This is a genomic window from Faecalibacterium sp. AF28-13AC, from assembly GCF_003478405.1.
Taxonomy (GTDB): domain Bacteria; phylum Bacillota; class Clostridia; order Oscillospirales; family Ruminococcaceae; genus Faecalibacterium; species Faecalibacterium prausnitzii_E.
Genome location: NZ_QUFG01000004.1, coordinates 101,830 through 118,188 on the forward strand (window position 1 = coordinate 101,830; position 16,359 = coordinate 118,188).

At 61.6% G+C, this 16,359-nt stretch carries 15 protein-coding genes and 1 pseudogene; all 16 read left to right on the plus strand.

Features of this window, described 5'->3' with window-relative positions:
• Nucleotides 1–6 precede the first annotated feature (6 nt).
• On the plus strand, nucleotides 7–2,802 hold the full coding sequence (gene ileS, locus DWY95_RS06635) for an isoleucine--tRNA ligase (protein ID WP_118552865.1): 2,796 nt from the start codon (nucleotides 7–9) through the stop codon (nucleotides 2,800–2,802).
• Between the two features lie 105 nt (nucleotides 2,803–2,907).
• Nucleotides 2,908–3,384 (plus strand): signal peptidase II, encoded by a 477-nt coding sequence (lspA, locus tag DWY95_RS06640; protein ID WP_118552866.1) that lies wholly within the window; start codon nucleotides 2,908–2,910, stop codon nucleotides 3,382–3,384.
• Nucleotides 3,385–3,387: 3 nt separating this feature from the next.
• Complete coding sequence (locus DWY95_RS06645) at nucleotides 3,388–4,332, plus strand: RluA family pseudouridine synthase (RefSeq protein WP_097792324.1); 945 nt, start codon at nucleotides 3,388–3,390, stop codon at nucleotides 4,330–4,332.
• On the plus strand, nucleotides 4,329–5,162 hold the full coding sequence (locus DWY95_RS06650; RefSeq protein ID WP_118552867.1) for an HAD hydrolase family protein: 834 nt from the start codon (nucleotides 4,329–4,331) through the stop codon (nucleotides 5,160–5,162). The genes DWY95_RS06645 and DWY95_RS06650 overlap by 4 nt, the downstream gene beginning before the upstream one ends.
• Nucleotides 5,163–5,228: 66 nt before the next feature.
• A complete protein-coding gene (locus tag DWY95_RS06655; protein ID WP_118552868.1) occupies nucleotides 5,229–5,582 on the plus strand; it encodes a helix-hairpin-helix domain-containing protein in 354 nt (117 codons plus the stop codon).
• A gap of 19 nt (nucleotides 5,583–5,601) precedes the next feature.
• A pseudogene (ppk1, locus tag DWY95_RS06660) lies at nucleotides 5,602–7,971 on the plus strand (polyphosphate kinase 1); the annotation flags it as partial.
• 95 nt (nucleotides 7,972–8,066) lie between these two features.
• Nucleotides 8,067–8,642 carry a M23 family metallopeptidase gene (locus DWY95_RS06665; RefSeq protein WP_187116966.1) on the plus strand — a complete coding sequence of 192 codons (576 nt, stop codon included), beginning with the start codon at nucleotides 8,067–8,069 and terminating at the stop codon, nucleotides 8,640–8,642.
• Nucleotides 8,639–9,166 (plus strand): peptidase, encoded by a 528-nt coding sequence (locus DWY95_RS06670; RefSeq protein WP_243082634.1) that lies wholly within the window; start codon nucleotides 8,639–8,641, stop codon nucleotides 9,164–9,166. Before DWY95_RS06665 ends, DWY95_RS06670 begins: the two co-directional genes overlap by 4 nt.
• Complete coding sequence (locus tag DWY95_RS06675) at nucleotides 9,166–11,031, plus strand: TIGR03960 family B12-binding radical SAM protein (RefSeq protein ID WP_118552869.1); 1,866 nt, start codon at nucleotides 9,166–9,168, stop codon at nucleotides 11,029–11,031. Before DWY95_RS06670 ends, DWY95_RS06675 begins: the two co-directional genes overlap by 1 nt.
• Nucleotides 11,006–11,650 carry a TIGR03936 family radical SAM-associated protein gene (locus tag DWY95_RS06680; protein ID WP_118552870.1) on the plus strand — a complete coding sequence of 215 codons (645 nt, stop codon included), beginning with the start codon at nucleotides 11,006–11,008 and terminating at the stop codon, nucleotides 11,648–11,650. The genes DWY95_RS06675 and DWY95_RS06680 overlap by 26 nt, the downstream gene beginning before the upstream one ends.
• Nucleotides 11,651–11,857: 207 nt before the next feature.
• On the plus strand, nucleotides 11,858–12,199 hold the full coding sequence (gene rplS / locus DWY95_RS06685; RefSeq protein ID WP_055188169.1) for a 50S ribosomal protein L19: 342 nt from the start codon (nucleotides 11,858–11,860) through the stop codon (nucleotides 12,197–12,199).
• Nucleotides 12,200–12,301: 102 nt separating this feature from the next.
• Nucleotides 12,302–12,856: a signal peptidase I gene (lepB, locus tag DWY95_RS06690; protein ID WP_118552871.1), complete on the plus strand. Its 555-nt coding sequence runs from the start codon at nucleotides 12,302–12,304 to the stop codon at nucleotides 12,854–12,856.
• Entirely contained in the window at nucleotides 12,853–13,776 is a 924-nt protein-coding gene (ylqF, locus tag DWY95_RS06695) for a ribosome biogenesis GTPase YlqF (protein ID WP_118552872.1), read from the plus strand. Before lepB ends, ylqF begins: the two co-directional genes overlap by 4 nt.
• On the plus strand, nucleotides 13,773–14,417 hold the full coding sequence (locus DWY95_RS06700; RefSeq protein WP_118552873.1) for a ribonuclease HII: 645 nt from the start codon (nucleotides 13,773–13,775) through the stop codon (nucleotides 14,415–14,417). Before ylqF ends, DWY95_RS06700 begins: the two co-directional genes overlap by 4 nt.
• Nucleotides 14,417–14,779 (plus strand): YraN family protein, encoded by a 363-nt coding sequence (locus DWY95_RS06705; protein ID WP_118552874.1) that lies wholly within the window; start codon nucleotides 14,417–14,419, stop codon nucleotides 14,777–14,779. Before DWY95_RS06700 ends, DWY95_RS06705 begins: the two co-directional genes overlap by 1 nt.
• Before the next feature lie 98 nt (nucleotides 14,780–14,877).
• On the plus strand, nucleotides 14,878–16,338 hold the full coding sequence (gene thrC / locus DWY95_RS06710; protein WP_118552875.1) for a threonine synthase: 1,461 nt from the start codon (nucleotides 14,878–14,880) through the stop codon (nucleotides 16,336–16,338).
• Nucleotides 16,339–16,359 lie beyond the last annotated feature (21 nt).

The following is a 16,359-nucleotide window of genomic DNA, read 5'->3' on the forward strand; positions in this document are numbered from 1 at the left end:
TAACCATTGGCTAAGAATAAGTCTCAGTACGACAGTACGTTGAATCTGCCCAAGACGCTGTTCGAGATGCGCGCAGGCCTGCCCAAAAAGGAGCCTGTCATGCTCAAGGACTGGGAAGACAACGACCTGTACAATCAGCTCATCAAGCACAACGACGGCAAGCCCAAGTTCGTTCTGCACGACGGCCCTCCGTATGCAAACGGCAACATCCACATGGGCACCGCGCTGAACAAGATCATCAAGGATATCATCATCCGCGACAAGAACATGGAGGGCTTCCAGGCTCCCTATGTGCCCGGCTTTGATACCCACGGCCTGCCCATTGAGCTGAAGGCGCTGTCCTCCGTCGGCGAGAAGAAGAAGGATATCTCCAAGCTGGAGCTGCGCCAGATCTGCGAAAAGTTCGCCACCGAGCACATCGACATCATGAGCGACCAGTTCAAGCGTCTGGGCGTCATCGGCGACTTTGAGCACCCCTACCTGACCCTGAAGCCGGAGTTTGAGGCCCGCCAGATCGAGATCTTCGGTGAGATGGCAAAGAAGGGCTACATCTACAAGGGCCTGAAGCCCGTTTACTGGTGCCCCGACTGCCGCACCGCTCTGGCTGAGGCCGAGATCGAGTACGGCGAGGACGACTGCGATTCCATCTTCGTCCGCTTCCATGTCACCCAGGACCCCAACGGTGTGCTGGCAAAGCACGGCATCCCGATGGACAAGACCTACTTTGTGATCTGGACCACCACCACCTGGACCCTGCCCGCCAACGAGGCCATCTGCTTGAACGGCCAGTTCGAGTATTCCTTTGTCAAGATCGGCGAGGAGTACCACATCATGGCCACCGAGCTGGTCAAGAGCGTCATGGATGCCTGCCACATCACCGACTATGAGGTCGTGGGCGAGCCGGTCAGCGGCGCAGAGTTCGAGCTCATGCGCTACCAGCACGTCTACCTGCCCAAGGAGGGCTGGGTCATCCTGGGCGACCACGTCACGCTGGAGAGCGGTTCCGGCTGCGTCCACACCGCAGGCGGCCACGGCGTCGATGACTTCAACGTCTGCCAGAAGTATCCGCAGGTGCCTATCACTGTCCCCGTGGACGACGGCGGCTATCTGACCGACCTGGCCGGCAAGTACGCAGGCCAGCGTGTCTGGGCAGCCAATAAGACCATCCTGGCCGACCTCACCGCGTCCGGTGCCGTCATGGGTCAGGTGCACATCAAGCATCAGTACCCGCACTGCTGGCGCTGCCATCACCCCATCATCTTCCGCGCCACGGAGCAGTGGTTCTGCTCGGTCGCAAAGTTCCGTGAGGATGTCTACAAGGCCATCGACACCGTGCAGTGGATGCCCGACTGGGGCCACGACCGCATGAAGGGCATGGTCCGCGACCGCAACGACTGGTGCATCAGCCGTCAGCGCACCTGGGGTGTGCCCATCCCGGCCTTCTACTGCAAGAAGTGCGGTGCTTACCACATCACTGACGCCACCATCAAGGCCGTCAGCGAGCTGTTCCGCAAGGAAGGCTCCGATGCGTGGTACAAGTACGAAGCTGAGCAGATCATCCCCGCAGGCGAAGTCTGCGAGAAGTGCGGCGCTTCCGAGTGGACCAAGGACACCGACATCATGGACGTCTGGTTCGATTCCGGCTCCACCCATGCAGCCGTTCTGGAAGAGCGCCCGGAGCTGCACTTCCCGGCTGATATGTATATGGAGGGCGGCGACCAGTTCCGCGGCTGGTTCCAGTCCAGCCTGTTGACCAGCGTTGCAAGCAAGGGCTGCGCCCCCTACAAGTCCGTTCTGTGCCACGGCTGGGTCGTGGACGAGCAGGGCAAGCAGATGCACAAGAGCGCCGGCAACGGCGTGGAGCCCAGCGAGATCATCAAGGACTACGGCGCTGATATCATCCGCCTGTGGGTCGCTTCTTCCGACTACACCGTCGATGTGCGCGCCGGTAAGAACATCTTCAAGCAGCTGAGCGAGGCTTACCGCAAGATCCGCAACACCGCCCGCTTCATCCTGGGCAACCTGGACGGCTTCGACCCCAACACCGACTGCGTCACCGATGACCAGCTGCAGGAGATCGACCGCTGGGCACTGGCTGCGCTGGACGACCTGATCGTCAACGCACACGCCGGTTATGCGGTCTACGACTTCAACAAAGTCTACCACGCAGTTTACAACTTCTGCGTCGTGGCCATGTCCAACTTCTATCTGGATGTCACCAAGGATCGTCTCTACTGCACCAACGGCGCAGCCCGCCGCGCAGCACAGACCACTATGTACAAGATCCTGGTCGCGCTGGATAAGATCATCGCCCCCATCCTCTGCTTCACCAGCCAGGAGATCTGGGACTTCATGCCCAAGACCGAGGGCATGAACAAGTACGTCGTCTTCGAGGATATGCCCAAAGCGGGCCAGTATGCCGCCGACGATGCCTTCAAGGCCAAGTGGGCACAGCTCATCGCTGTCCGCGACGAGGTCAAGAAGGTGCTGGAGCAGGCCCGTGCCGAGAAGACCATCGGTGCTTCGCTGGAAGCTGCCGTCACCCTGTACTGCAACGATGCCGTCTATGACCTGCTGAACAGCATCCCCATGGACGAGCTGGCTGACCTGATGATCGTCTCCCAGGTGGAGCTGGTCAAGGGCGAGGGCGGCGCTGCCTCTGCGGTCGAGGGTCTGGGCGTGGCTGCGGCTCACGCCACCGGCGACAAGTGCGAGCGCTGCTGGAAGTATTCCGCAGACATCGGAACCCATCCGGCTCACCCCACCCTCTGCGCCCGCTGCGCAAGCGTGGTGGAAGGCTAAGGCTTTTTCCGTTTGAACGCTGCGGCGCTCCTTTCGAGCAGGGGAGCGCCGCTTTTTGATATCAGAAGACCGGCGGGTCCGGCCCGCTGTTGGGAGTATTTCGTTATGGCTTATGTGATCTTTAACCTGCTGTGTGTGGCAGTGCTCATCGGCATCGACCAGGGCATCAAGTTCTGGGCGGTGCATGTGCTGATGCCCGTGGGCACTCTGCCGCTCATCCCCCATGTGGTGGAGCTGCGGTTCGTGCTCAACCAGGGCATGGCGTTCAGCCTGCTCAGCGGCAGGCAGCTGTTTTTGATCGTGGCCACCAGCGCTGCGCTGATCCTCGTCGCATACTGGCTGTTGTTCCGCAGCCGGAACGATCGCCTGCAGCAGGCGGCGCTGATCCTTGTGCTGGGCGGCGGCATCGGCAACCTCATCGACCGTGTGCTGAACGGCGAGGTCGTGGACTACATCAACCTGCTGTTCATGAGGTTCGCCGTCTTCAACTTTGCGGACATCTGCGTCTGTGTGGGTGTGGCGCTCTGGGTGCTGGTCATCTTTTTGGGGGAGCTGCACTCCGGTGACGCAAAGGAGCCGTGACCCATGGAACAGCGTGAATTTATCGTGGAAGCGGAGGGCGCAGGCCAGCGCATCGACCGCTTTTTGAGCGGGGAGGATACCGGCCTTTCCCGCAGTGCGCTGCAGGCGCTGGTGGCAGATGGCCATGTGCTGTGCAACGGCAAGGCCCCGGTCAAGAGCCTGAAGCTCAAGGCCGGCGACATCATCCTGCTGGAGATCCCGGACGCCCGGCCCATTGAAGCCGTGCCGCAGGAGATCCCGCTGGACATCGTGTTTGAGGATGCGCACCTGTTGGTGGTCAACAAGCCCAAGGGCATGGTGGTGCATCCGGCCCCCGGCAACCCGGACGGCACATTGGTCAATGCGCTGCTGTGGCACTGCAAGGGCAGCCTTTCCGGCATCGGCGGCGAGATCCGCCCCGGCATCGTCCACCGCATTGATAAGGACACCAGCGGCCTTCTCGTCGTCGCCAAGGACGACGCCACCCACATCGGCCTGTCCCAGCAGATGGCGGTCCACAGCGTGGAGCGGGCCTACCATACCATCGTCTACGGCGGCTTTGCACAGGACGAGGGCTTTGTGGAGTCCCATCTGGGCCGCTCGAAGACCGACCGCAAGAAGATGGCCGTCTATCCGTCCACCGAGCCCCACACCAAGTATGCCTACACCGGCTACCGGGTGCTGGAACGCCTGGGCGAGTTCACGATGCTGGAATGCCGCCTGAAAACGGGCCGCACCCACCAGATCCGCGTTCACATGGCGTCCATCCATCACCCGGTGGCAGGGGACCCGGTCTATGGCCCGCACAACTGCATCACCAGCCTCCACGGCCAGTGCCTTCATGCCAAAACACTGGGCTTCGTCCACCCCATCACGGGCGAGCATCTGCGGTTCGACTCCGAACTGCCGGATTACTTCACCCGCTTTCTGACCACGCTCCGTCAGCGCACAGGAGGAAACAACGAATGAGCAATTCCATCGAAAACACGCTGGTCCTCTGCGATCTCGACAACCTTCTTCTGAATGCAGAGGGCAGCCTGCCCCAGCTCCACCGCGATGTGCTGCAGCTGTTTGCCAGCCGCGGCGGCAAGCTGACCATCTACTCCCAGCGGTCGCCCAAGGTGGTGCGTTCTCTGCTGGGCGGGGTACGGCTCAGTGCACCCGCGCTGGTCTGCGGCGGTGTGCTGGCCTACAACTTTGCCGAGGGCACGGGCACGGCCCTGTGCAGCTTTGCCGGGATGGAGGAATCCGTCCTCCGGGTGCTGCCCGGTGTGCCGGGCGTCGGCATCGCCTTGCAGATGAAGAACGGTTCCACCCGTGTGCTGCGGATGAGCGAGTCTCTGGAAGCCCACCTGCGGCAGGAGTGGACCACCTTTGTGCTGAGCAATGCGGCGGACGTCCGGGGAGAGGATGTGCTGCGCATCCTGTTCTATCAGGACAAAAAGCAGGTGCCCCTGACGGCGCTGCTGGAAAAGGCGCTGGGCGAGGCCACCGTGACCCTCCGCGCCGAGCGGATGGGCCCGGATGTGCTGGCGCTTCTGCCGGGCAGTGTGTCCGGCAGTGCGATGGTCCAGGCCGTCTGCTCCCCGGCAGGCTATTCTGCCGAGCAGCTGACCGTTTTGGCCGACTGCACCCAGATGGCAGAGCTGGTCCATCTGGCGGGGAACAGCGTCGTCCCCGCCGATGCCCCGGCTGAGTTGCGTCTTGCCGCCAGGCAGACCACCCTCACCGATCACGATGCCGGTGCTGTGGCGGAGCTGCTCTATGGCATGGTGCGCTCTGCGGAAACGTCTGCGTAAAAGTTGTGTAAAGTCTCCTGTATTTTTCGTGCAGGGGGCTTTCTTTTTGGAGGAAAGTCGGGTACAATGAAGGAAACCGGTTCTCAGGCATCTGCCCGGCGGCACGAGCGGCTGTTTTTGCTGTGTGCGGCAGCGGCGGCTGTGGTCTGCATCCTGCTGGCGGCTGCTCTTGCGCCGCCCAGGCTGACGCCAAAGGCAGCATCCGAAACGCCCATGGTCCAGCTCATCCGGGTGGACCTGAACACAGCAGACCTCGAAACGCTCTGCATCCTGCCAAACGTCGGCGAAAAGCGGGCGCAGGCGCTCCTGGAATACCGCGACACGCACGGCCCGTTCCGGCATGTTGCGGATGCGGCCGGGGTGCCCGGCCTCAGCGAGAGCATCGTGGCTTCCTGGGAAGGACTGGCCTATGTGAGCTGAACAAACCCAGAAAAGGGGAGTAATTATGAAAGAGGATACCATTTTCATCAACCGCGAACTGAGCTGGCTGGATTTCAACCGCCGGGTGCTCGTGCTGGGCAAGGATAAAAATGTCCCGCTGGCCGAGCAGGTCAAGTTCCTGGCCATTTACGGCTCCAACCTCGACGAGTTCTTCATGGTGCGTGTGGGTTCGCTGCAGGAGCGAGCCAGCCTGATGCGCGCCAAAAAGGAGCGGGACAAGCGCGAGAATAAGACGAACATGACCGCCGAAGAGCAGCTGACCGCCATCATGCCCAAGGTGGCGCATTTGCAGGAGGATTGTGATAAATATTACGAGAAGGCGCTGGAAAGTCTGGCAGAATGCGGTTATAAGAAAGTGGACTTCAACGCGCTTTCCAAAGAGGAGGAGCACTTCTGGAAAAAATACTTCCAGAGCGAGCTGTTCCCCATCCTCAGCCCGCAGATCGTGGACAGCCGCCATCCGTTCCCCTTTTTGCGGAACAAGGAGATCTATCTCGGCGTCCTGCTCAAGGAAAAAGGGGAGCAGAGCCTCGGCATGGTCCCCATTTCCAGCCAGATAGAGCGGATGCAGGTCATCCGCCGGGACGGCCGCACGGAGTTTGCCCTGACCGAGGAGCTGGTGCTCCACTATGCGTCCCTCATCTTCGGCAAGGATGCCGTGCAGGAGACCTGCCTCTTCCGCGTCACCCGCAACGCCGACATCGACGTCAAAGAGGGGATGATGGACCACGATATCGACTACCGCGAGATCATGGCCGACCTGCTCAAGCGCCGCCGCAAGCTGGCGGCAGTCCGCCTGCAGGTCACGCCTACGGCCCCGCAGGAGATCGTCCGCATCCTCTGCGAGAAGCTGGAACTGACCCACAAGCGGGTGTTTGCACAGAAAAGCCCGCTGGACCTGAGCTTCTTCTACAAACTCACTTCCAGGATGGAAGCCGACGGCCACCCGGAGCTGTTCTACCCCGCAGCCCGGCCCATGCTGCCGCCGCCGGACTATGACCTCGCGGCCGAGGTGGAAAAGCACGACGTCCTCCTCAGCTATCCGTACCAGTCCATCCGGCCCTTCATCGCCATGCTGAAAAAGGCCGCGCAGGACCCGGCGGTCATCTCCATTAAGATGACCCTCTACCGGATGGCGCGGGAGTCCCAGATCGTGCAGGCGCTGATGGAAGCCGCCGAAAATGGTAAGGAAGTCGTAGCGCTGGTGGAGCTGCGCGCCCGCTTTGACGAGCAGAACAACATCGACTGGTCCAAGCAGCTGGAAGAAGCCGGGTGCACCGTCCTCTACGGCTTTGAAGATTACAAGGTCCACTCCAAGCTGACCCTCATCACCAAGAAAGGCCCGCAGGGCTACAGCTATATCACCCAGATCGGCACCGGCAACTACAACGAGAAGACCAGCGAGCTTTACACCGATTATTCCTTCATCACGGCAGACCTCGGCATCGGCGAGGAGGCCTCCAACGTCTTCCAGAACCTCGCCGTCCAGAAGCTGACGGAGACCAGCGAAAAGATGCTGGTGGCCCCGCTGCGCTTCAAGAGCGTCCTGCTGGATGAGATGGACCGCGTCATCAATGCCGCCCGCCTGGGCCGCCCGGCGTCGATGATCCTGAAAAACAACTCCATCTCGGACCGCGACATCATCCTCAAGCTGGAAGAAGCCAGCTGCGCCGGGGTCCGCATTGATATGATCGTCCGCGGCATCTGCTGCGTCCGCGCCGAGGTGCCGGGCAAGACCGAGAACCTGCACATCCGCAGCCTGGTGGGCCGCTATCTGGAGCATGGCCGTATCTACAGCTTCTACGATGGCACCACCACCCGCATCTACATTGCCTCCGGCGACTTCCTCACCCGCAACACCGAGTGCCGCGTGGAGGTGGGCGTCCGGGTAGAAGACCCTGTTCTCATCCGGAAGCTCAGCGAGATCCTGCAGCTTCAGCTGCGGGATAACGTCAATGCCCGCGAGATGAAGGCGGACGGCAGCTACCAGAAGGTCAAAGCCGCCCCGGACGAAGCACTCGTCAACGGCCAGATGGGGATGTACGACCTGCTGAAAAATGACTGGACGGCCCGCAATGACGTTTCGGAGGAAACACCCGCCCGACCGGAACCGGTTCGTACTGCCGCCCCGGTGGAAACGCCTGCACCGGCTACGGAAGCACCCAAAGCCCCTTCGGAGCCGACGCCGCTGCCTGCCAAAGAGCCACCGAAGCCAGCCATGGTGCCCGAAACCGCCCCGCAGACAGAACAGACGGTGCACCATCCGGTCGCGGTCACACATCCCGCCCCGCACACCCCGGCCAAGCCCCGCGGCGGTCTGATGGACCTTTTTGAACAGTTCCACCACTGGCTCCGCCCCAAGCGCTGAGACCACGCCCTCACAGAGAACGATGCTCTGTGGGGGTGTTTTTGTTCTCCGAACGGGATGACCGGCATAAAATACCCCCAAGGGAGGAATGTGCGATGCGGGCAGAAATGGGACGAGCAGGCAGAAAGAAGATCCTCAGGCGGGCAGCGGCGACCGGAGTGCTGGCGGCGCTGTTGCTGGGGCTGGTGGCAGGCGTCGTGCTCCCGGCACGGGCTAAAAGTGCAGAACGGGCGGCCCCGGCGGGTGCGTCGCTGGAACCGGCAAAGCCGAGCGAAGCGCTCTGCTTTCCGCTGGGGACCACGGCGTTCCGCGTTTCGGACGCCTATGGCTGGCGGGCAGACCCCTTCACCGGGGCAGAAGCCTTTCACCGCGGGGTAGACCTTGCCTGCGCAGAGGGGACGCCCGTTCTGGCGGCGCTGGGCGGCACCGTGACCGCCGCCCGCCGCAGCGGGACCTACGGCAACTACCTGCGCATCTCGCACCCCGGCGGGCAGGAGACGGTCTATGCCCACATGCAGTATCTCTATGTCCGGGCAGGGGAGGTCGTGTCTGCGGGCCAGTGCCTGGGGACCGCCGGGCAGACGGGCCGGTCTACCGGTGCCCATCTGCACTTTGAATTTCTGACACAGGGCACCCGGTACGACCCGGCCAAGGCGCTGGGCCTGCCATGAAGCGGGCGCTGCGCATCGGGCCGCTCATCTTCCGGGACCCGGTCCTGCTCTGCGGGGCCCTCTATGTGCTGCTCTGGTTCGACGCCAGCGGCTTTCTGCGGCTGGGGCTGTGCGCGGCCTTCCTCCACGAGTGGGGGCATATCCTGGTCTACTGGGCGATGTTCCGCACATTCCCGACCATCGAAGTGACTCTGACCGGCTTCTGTATGCGCACACGGGGCTGCAGCATGACGCCGCAGCAGACGTTTTGGCTGGCCGCAGCCGGGCCGCTGACGAACGTTCTGCTGGCGGCTCTCTGGGCCGTCCGGCTGGAACAGGAGACCACCATCCGGGGCAGCGCATTCTGGGCGGCCAATCTCCTGACCGGGGCATTCAACCTCCTGCCCATCCCGCCGCTGGATGGGGCGCAGATGGGCCTTGCCCTCCGGGAGGCGCTGCGGCAGCGAAATCAAGGATTGCAATTCCCCCGGAAATCGGGTAAAATAAAACGAATGAAAAAACGTTCTGTCAATGGAGGAACTTGATGTTTGACCCGAAACTGAAAGAAGCGCTGGGCCGGGTGCAGAAGCCGGGCCGCTATACCGGCGGCGAGCCGGGCAGCGTGTACAAAGACAAAGAGAAGATGGATGTCCGGTTTGCGTTCTGCTTCCCGGATACGTATGAGGTGGGCATGTCCTTCCTCGGCGAGAAGATTTTGTACGAGCTGCTCAACAGCCACGCGAACTGGTGGTGCGAGCGCGCGTTCATGCCCTGGCTGGATATGAAGGCGGAGATGGAGCGGCTGGGCCTGCCCCTTTACACCATGGAGAGCAAGGACCCGCTGACCGCCTTCGATGCCGTGGGCTTTACCCTGCAATATGAGCTTTCCTATACCAACATCCTGGCCATGCTGGACCTGGCGCACATCCCGTTCTATGCCAAGGACCGCGACGAGAGCTGGCCGCTCATTGTGGCGGGCGGCCCCTGCGCCTGCAACTCCGAGCCCATCGCGGATTTCTTTGATGTCATCCAGCTGGGCGAGGGCGAGAACCAGCTGCCCGGCATCTGCGCCGAGATCGAAAAGGCCAAAAAAGAGGGCGGCGTCTCCAAACAGGAGCTGCTCCGCCGCATTGCCAAGATCCCCGGCATCTACATTCCGGCTTTCTACGACGTGGCATATCAGGAAGACGGCCGTGTGAAGTCCATCACGCCCAACGAGCCGGACATCCCGGCCGTCATCACCAAGGCCATCATCAAGGACCTGAACGAGTTTGCGCCCCCGACGAACTTCGTGGTGCCTATGGTGGGTGCCATCCAGGACCGCGCCAGCATTGAGGTGCTGCGCGGCTGTGTGCGCGGCTGCCGCTTCTGTCAGGCGGGCTTTTTGTATCGCCCCATGCGTCAGCGCGACGCGGGCCTGCTGAACCGGGCAGCAAAGGACCTCTGCGCCAACACCGGCTACGAGGAGCTGAGCCTGTCCAGCCTGTCCACCTCCGACCACAGCCAGCTCGAAGAACTGCTGGACGACCTGAACGAGTGGGCACCGCAGGAGCACGTCAGCCTGTCGCTGCCGTCTCTGCGCATGGACAACTTCTCCCAGAGCCTCATCGAAAAGACCACCAAAGTGCGCAAGAGCGGCCTGACCTTTGCGGCCGAGGCCGGTACCCAGCGCCTGCGCGATGTCATCAACAAGAACGTCACCTGGGATGAGATCGAAAAGACCTGCTCCATCGCGTTTGCCAACGGCTATTCCTCGGTCAAGCTCTACTTCATGATGGGCCTGCCCACCGAGACGATGGAGGACATCGAGGGCATCGCCGAGACGGCCCAGAAGGTCGTGGACCTCTACTATAATACGCCCCATGCCAAGGGCCGCGGGGTGCAGGTGACCATCAGCTGTTCCTGCTTTGTCCCCAAGCCCCACACGCCCTTCCAGTTCGTCCCCATGGATACGGAGGAGATGCTGCGCGAGAAGCAGAAGCATCTGGTGGAGTGCGCCCGTGCCCGCAGCCGGAAGATCCGGGTCAACTACCACGACAGCAAGACCAGCTTCCTGGAAGGCGTATTCGCCAAGGGCGACCGCCGTCTGGCCCCGGTCATCCTGGAAGCCTACAAGCGCGGCTGCTTCTTTGACGGCTGGGACGAGTGCTTCCGGTACGACACCTGGATGCAGACCTTCGCCGACCTCGGCGTGGACCCGTTCTTCTACTGCCAGCGCCCCATCGGCCTGGACGAGGTGACCCCATGGAGCCACATGGACTACGGCGTCACCCACGAATATCTGGTGCGGGAGTATCAGAAGGCCCTTGCGGCCCAGACCACCCAGCCCTGCAACCGTGCCTGCCACGGCTGCGGCGCCAACCATCTGTTAGGAGGGCCCTGCTTTGATTACAGTCAGAATCTCGTTTGAAAAGAAAAATGAGGCCTCCTACATCTCGCTGCTGGACATGCAGCGGGTGATGCAGCGGGTGCTCAAGCGCAGCAGCCTGCCGGTGTGGCATACGCTGGGCTTCAACCCCCATATCTACATGACCTTTGCCTGCCCGTTGTCGCTGGGGCAGGAGAGCGCATGCGAGTGCGTGGACGTCAAGACCGAGGCCGAAGCCCCGGATTTTGAGCAGTGGAAGACGGCCCTGAATGCCATCATGCCCGCCGGTATCGTGGTCACGAAGGTGGCCCCCGTCGAGATGAAGGCCGACCTCATCGCCTATGCCTGCTACGAGGTCCGTTATCCGGCTGCGCGAAAGGCTGCACTGGAAGCGTACAATGCGCTGGAAAGCGTCCCGGTGGAGAAAAAGAGCAAGCGCAAGGTCAAGACGGTGGAACTGAAGGAGTTTGTGCCTTCGCTGGACCTGACGGAAGAAGGGGAGCAGGTGCGTTTTTCCATCTGCCTGCCCGCTTCGCAGGAGCTTACCCTGAACCCTGCCCTGCTCACGGCGGCACTGGAAGCGACCTTCGGCGTCCCGGCGGCGGAGGCCAGCATCCTGCGCACCCATTTCCTGACGGCAGAAAAGACGCTGTTCGCCTGAGAAGAATGTCTTTTGGGCAGAACAGAAAATTTTTGGGATTATTTTGGACGAATCGCTTGCATTTGCGGGCGATTTGTGCTATCCTATTAAGGCGTTAGTGTCCGCTGAAACCACAGCGGGGTTAATGACACGATATCATTAAACGGGCGGTCCTCTGGCGGCGGCGAGCCGTGCATGAACGTCTAAAAACAAATGGAGGATTCAAAAATGGACGCACTGAAGATTATTTCTGAAGGCAGCATCAAGGCTGAAAAGCCTCAGTTCAACGTTGGCGACACCGTCCGCGTTGATGTTCGTATCAAGGACGGCGATCGTGAGCGTATCCAGGCTTTCGAGGGCACTGTCATCGCAAAGAAGCACGGTGGTGTTGCTGAGACCTTCACCGTTCGCCGCGTTTCCTACGGCGTTGGTGTCGAGCGTGTCTTCCCCATCAACAGCCCCTTCGTTGAGAAGGTCACGGTTGTCCGCAAGGGCAAGGTCCGCCGCGCAAAGCTGTTCTACCTGCGTGGCCGTACTGGCAAGGCTGCCAAGGTCAAGAGCGATATTTGATGATCCCCGCGTAAAACGGGAGAAAAGGGACAACTTGTTGTCCCTTTTTTCTTTATTTGTCGGGTATTGCCCGGCAAACTGGATTGAGAGGTGCATCGGGAAATGGAAAAACAGACGGCACAGCAGCCAAAAACTGCAAAAGGCCAGGGCGCATTTGAATGGTACGAGGCGCTGATCTCGGCGGCTCTGGTGCTGGTGCTCATCTTTTCGTTCTTTTTCCGGATCATTCAGGTGGATGGTGAGTCCATGGTGCCCACCCTGCAAAACGGTGAAAAGCTCATCGTCTGGGGTGCCGGGTACGAGCCCCAGCGCGGAGATGTGGTCATCGTGGACAGCTACACGCCCTATGGCAAACCGCTGGTCAAGCGGGTCATCGCCAAAGGCGGCGACACCATCTGCATCGACTACGAGACCGGCACCGTCGCTGTGAACGGCGAAGTGCTGCGGGAGGATTACATCGCTGAGCCGACCTATCTCGGCTATGATGTGGAGTTCCCGTACACCGTGCCGGAGGGCACCGTTTTCGTCATGGGCGACAACCGCAACAATTCGCTGGACAGCCGCTCGTCCTACGTGGGCTGCATTGATGAACGTGATATTCTGGGCAAGGTGCTGCTCTGCTTTTTGCCCGTTTCGGATTTTGGAGTGGTAAAATGAACAATCAGGATACCCGGTTCGCAAACCAATATAACATCCAGTGGTTCCCCGGCCATATGACCAAGACGCTGCGGATGATGGAGCAGGAGATCCAGCATGTGGATGCAAGCCTCGTGCTGCTGGATGCCCGCATCCCGCTCTCCAGCCTGAACCCGGAAATCGAGCGGATCACGGCCCGGAAGCCCAAGCTCTATGTGCTGAACAAGGCCGACCTGGCCGACCCCGTTGTGACAGAGGCGTGGATCCGGTACTTCCGTGCCGCCGATGCCGGCTGTGTGGCCATCAGCGCCAAGCAGAAGGGCGGGGCCAAGGCAGTCCAGGCCGCCATCGAAAAAGAACTGGCTGGTCTGCTGGCGCGCCGTCAGGTGCGCGGCATGGGCGGTGCCAAGACGCAGGTGATGCTCTGCGGCATCCCCAATGTGGGCAAATCGACCTTTATCAACACGTTTGCGGGTTCGGCCCGCGCCAAAGCCGCCGACCGCCCCGGCGTGACCAAGGGCAAGCAGTGGGTCAGCACCGAGAAGTTCGACCTGCTGGACATGCCCGGTGTGCTCTGGAAAAAGTTTGATTCCAAGACCATCGCCTCCAATCTGGCCTTCATCGGCTCTATCAAGGACGACATCCTGGATGTGGAGGAGCTGGCGATGAACCTGCTGGACGAGGTGCGCCGCAATTACCCCGACCTCGTGGGCCAGCGCTACAAGCTGGACGCCGAGACGATGGCGCTGCCGCCCTATGAGCTGATGGAAGCCATCGGCCGCAAGCGCGGCCTGCTGGTGCGCGGCGGCGAGGTCAACACCGAGCGCTGTGCCATCATGCTGGTGGACGAGTTCCGCGCCTGCAAGTGGGGCAGGATCTCGCTGGAGTGCCCGCCCCAGCGGGACGACCTTGCGGACTTTTCACAGGAGGACGACGAATGAAACGGCGTTCCGACGAAGAGATCTCCGCACCGCTGTATGCGTATGACGCAGCCATTCGGGCAGAATACGGCTGCTTTGCCGGGGTGGACGAAGCCGGGCGCGGCCCGCTCTGCGGCCCCGTCTGCGTGGCTGCCTGCATCCTGGACCCGGAACACCCGGTCTACGGCATCAACGACTCCAAAAAGCTGACCGAGAAAAAGCGGGAAGCCCTGTTTGACGAGATCATCGAAAAAGCGCTGGCTTACAAGATCGTTTTCGTGGGGCCGGAGATCATCGACCGCGACAACATCCTCAACGCCACCATGGGCGGGATGCGGCAGGCCGTGGAAGAATTGGACATCGTGCCGAACCTTGTCCTCATCGACGGTAACCGCACCCCGGCCGGGCTGACCATGCCTGCACAGCCGGTGGTCAAGGGCGACGCGACCAGCGCCAGCATCGGCGCGGCCTCGGTGCTGGCCAAAGTCAGCCGGGACCGCTACATGCTGGAACTGGACCGCCAGTACCCGCAGTACCAGCTGGCCAAACACAAGGGCTACCCGACAAAGCTCCACTATGAACTGATCGCACAATACGGCATCCAGCCGTTCTACCGCCGCAGCTTCCTCAAAAAGCAGGGCTATTGGCCGGAGGGCAAGTGATGGATGCCGCCGAGACCGGCCGGAAAGGCGAGGCCGTCGCCGCGCGCTATTACCAGCAGCGGGGCTGCCTGCTGCTGGCCCACGATTACCGCACCCGGATGGGGGAGATCGACCTCATCCTGCGGGAGCCGGACGGGACCATCGTGCTGTGTGAGGTCAAGACCCGCAGTCCGGACCCGCTGGCAAGCCCCGCCTCCGCCGTTACACCAGCCAAGCAGCGCAGACTCATCCGCGCCGCAAAGCAGTATCTTCAGCAGACCGGGCAGAGCGATGCACCCGCCCGATTTGACGTTGCCGAGGTGACCCCTCTTGACAGCGGGCGCTGGATGGTACATATTATAAAGGGTGCATTTACCGCGTGAGCGGGGATGCACCGGTGGGAAAAAGGCAGAAACCGGCGTTTGCCGCTGCCGACAAAAAAGGGTCATTGTGGACCCGCGGACGAAAAGGAGCGACGACAATGCAGTTTTTCAGTACGAGAGACCGAAACCGTGTGGTAAATGCTTCGCAGGCCATTGCACAGGGCCTGTCGGACGAGGGCGGTCTGTTTGTTCCGCAGAGCTTTCCGAAAGTGGACGTTGCATCGATCTGTGCACTCGATTACCCCGAAATGGCTGCGGCCATCGTGGGCCAGTACCTGACCGATTATTCTCAGCAGTTCCTCGCAGAGGCGGCAAAGACCACCTATGGCGAAGCATTTGACGGCAAGGCGGGCTATCTGGCCCACGTGTCGGACGAGGTCTATTCGCTGGAACTGTGGCACGGCCCGACCTGTGCATTCAAGGATTATGCCCTTCAGCTGATGCCGAAGCTCCTGGTGGAGGCCAAGAAGAATCTGGGCCGCACCGAGAAGACGCTGATCCTGGTGGCGACCAGCGGCGATACCGGCAAGGCCGCGCTGGATGGCTACCACGACATCCCCGGTGTCGAGATCGCCGTGTTCTTCCCCACGGGCGGCACCAGCGAGATCCAGCGCCTGCAGATGGCCACGCAGGAGGGCGATAATGTCGCCGTCTATGCAGTGCACGGCAACTTTGACGACGCCCAGACCGGCGTGAAGCGGGTCTTCGGCGACACGGCCATTGCTGCCGAGCTGGCAAAGCGGAACATCCGCCTGTCCAGCGCCAACTCCATCAACTGGGGCCGTCTGGTCCCGCAGATCGTCTATTATTTTGCTGCGTACGCCCAGCTTCTCAAGGCGGGGCAGATCGCGCTGGGCGACGCAGTGGATTTCTGCGTCCCCACCGGCAACTTTGGTGACATTCTGGCGGGCTATTACGCCAAGCAGATGGGCCTGCCCGTGGGCAAACTGGTCTGCGCTTCCAACGAAAACAATGTTCTCACCGACTTCCTCACCACCGGCACTTACACGGCCCGGCGCGCGTTCTATAAAACCACTTCGCCCAGCATGGATATTTTGGTCTCGTCGAACCTGGAACGTCTGCTGTACCATGTCACCGGCAGCGACACGGAAGTGGCTTCTCTGATGAAGCAGCTGAACGAGACGGGCAGCTACACCGTCCGCCCCGAAACGCTGGCCGCCATCCAGGAGAGCTTCGCCTGCGGCTGGAGCAGCGAAGCGCAGGTGGCAGGGGAGATCCGCGCCCGCTACGAGCAGGACCACTACCTCTGCGATACCCACACCGCCGTGGCGTTCCATGTGGCGTCTCAGCACAAGCGGGATGGGGTGCCGATGGTGGTGCTCTCCACCGCATCGCCCTTCAAGTTCCCGCGCAGCGTGCTGGAAGCACTGGGCCATGCCGCCCCGGCCAACGATTTCGAGGCCATGCAGCAGCTGGAAGAGGCCACCGGCTGCACCGCTCCGGCCAGCCTGTCGGCACTGCGCCAGAAAGCGGAGCGCTTCCACACCGTCATCGACCCGGAGCAGATCGCACAGGTGGCGCTGCGCTATCAGGCGTGATCTGACCTAGAACAGGAGTAA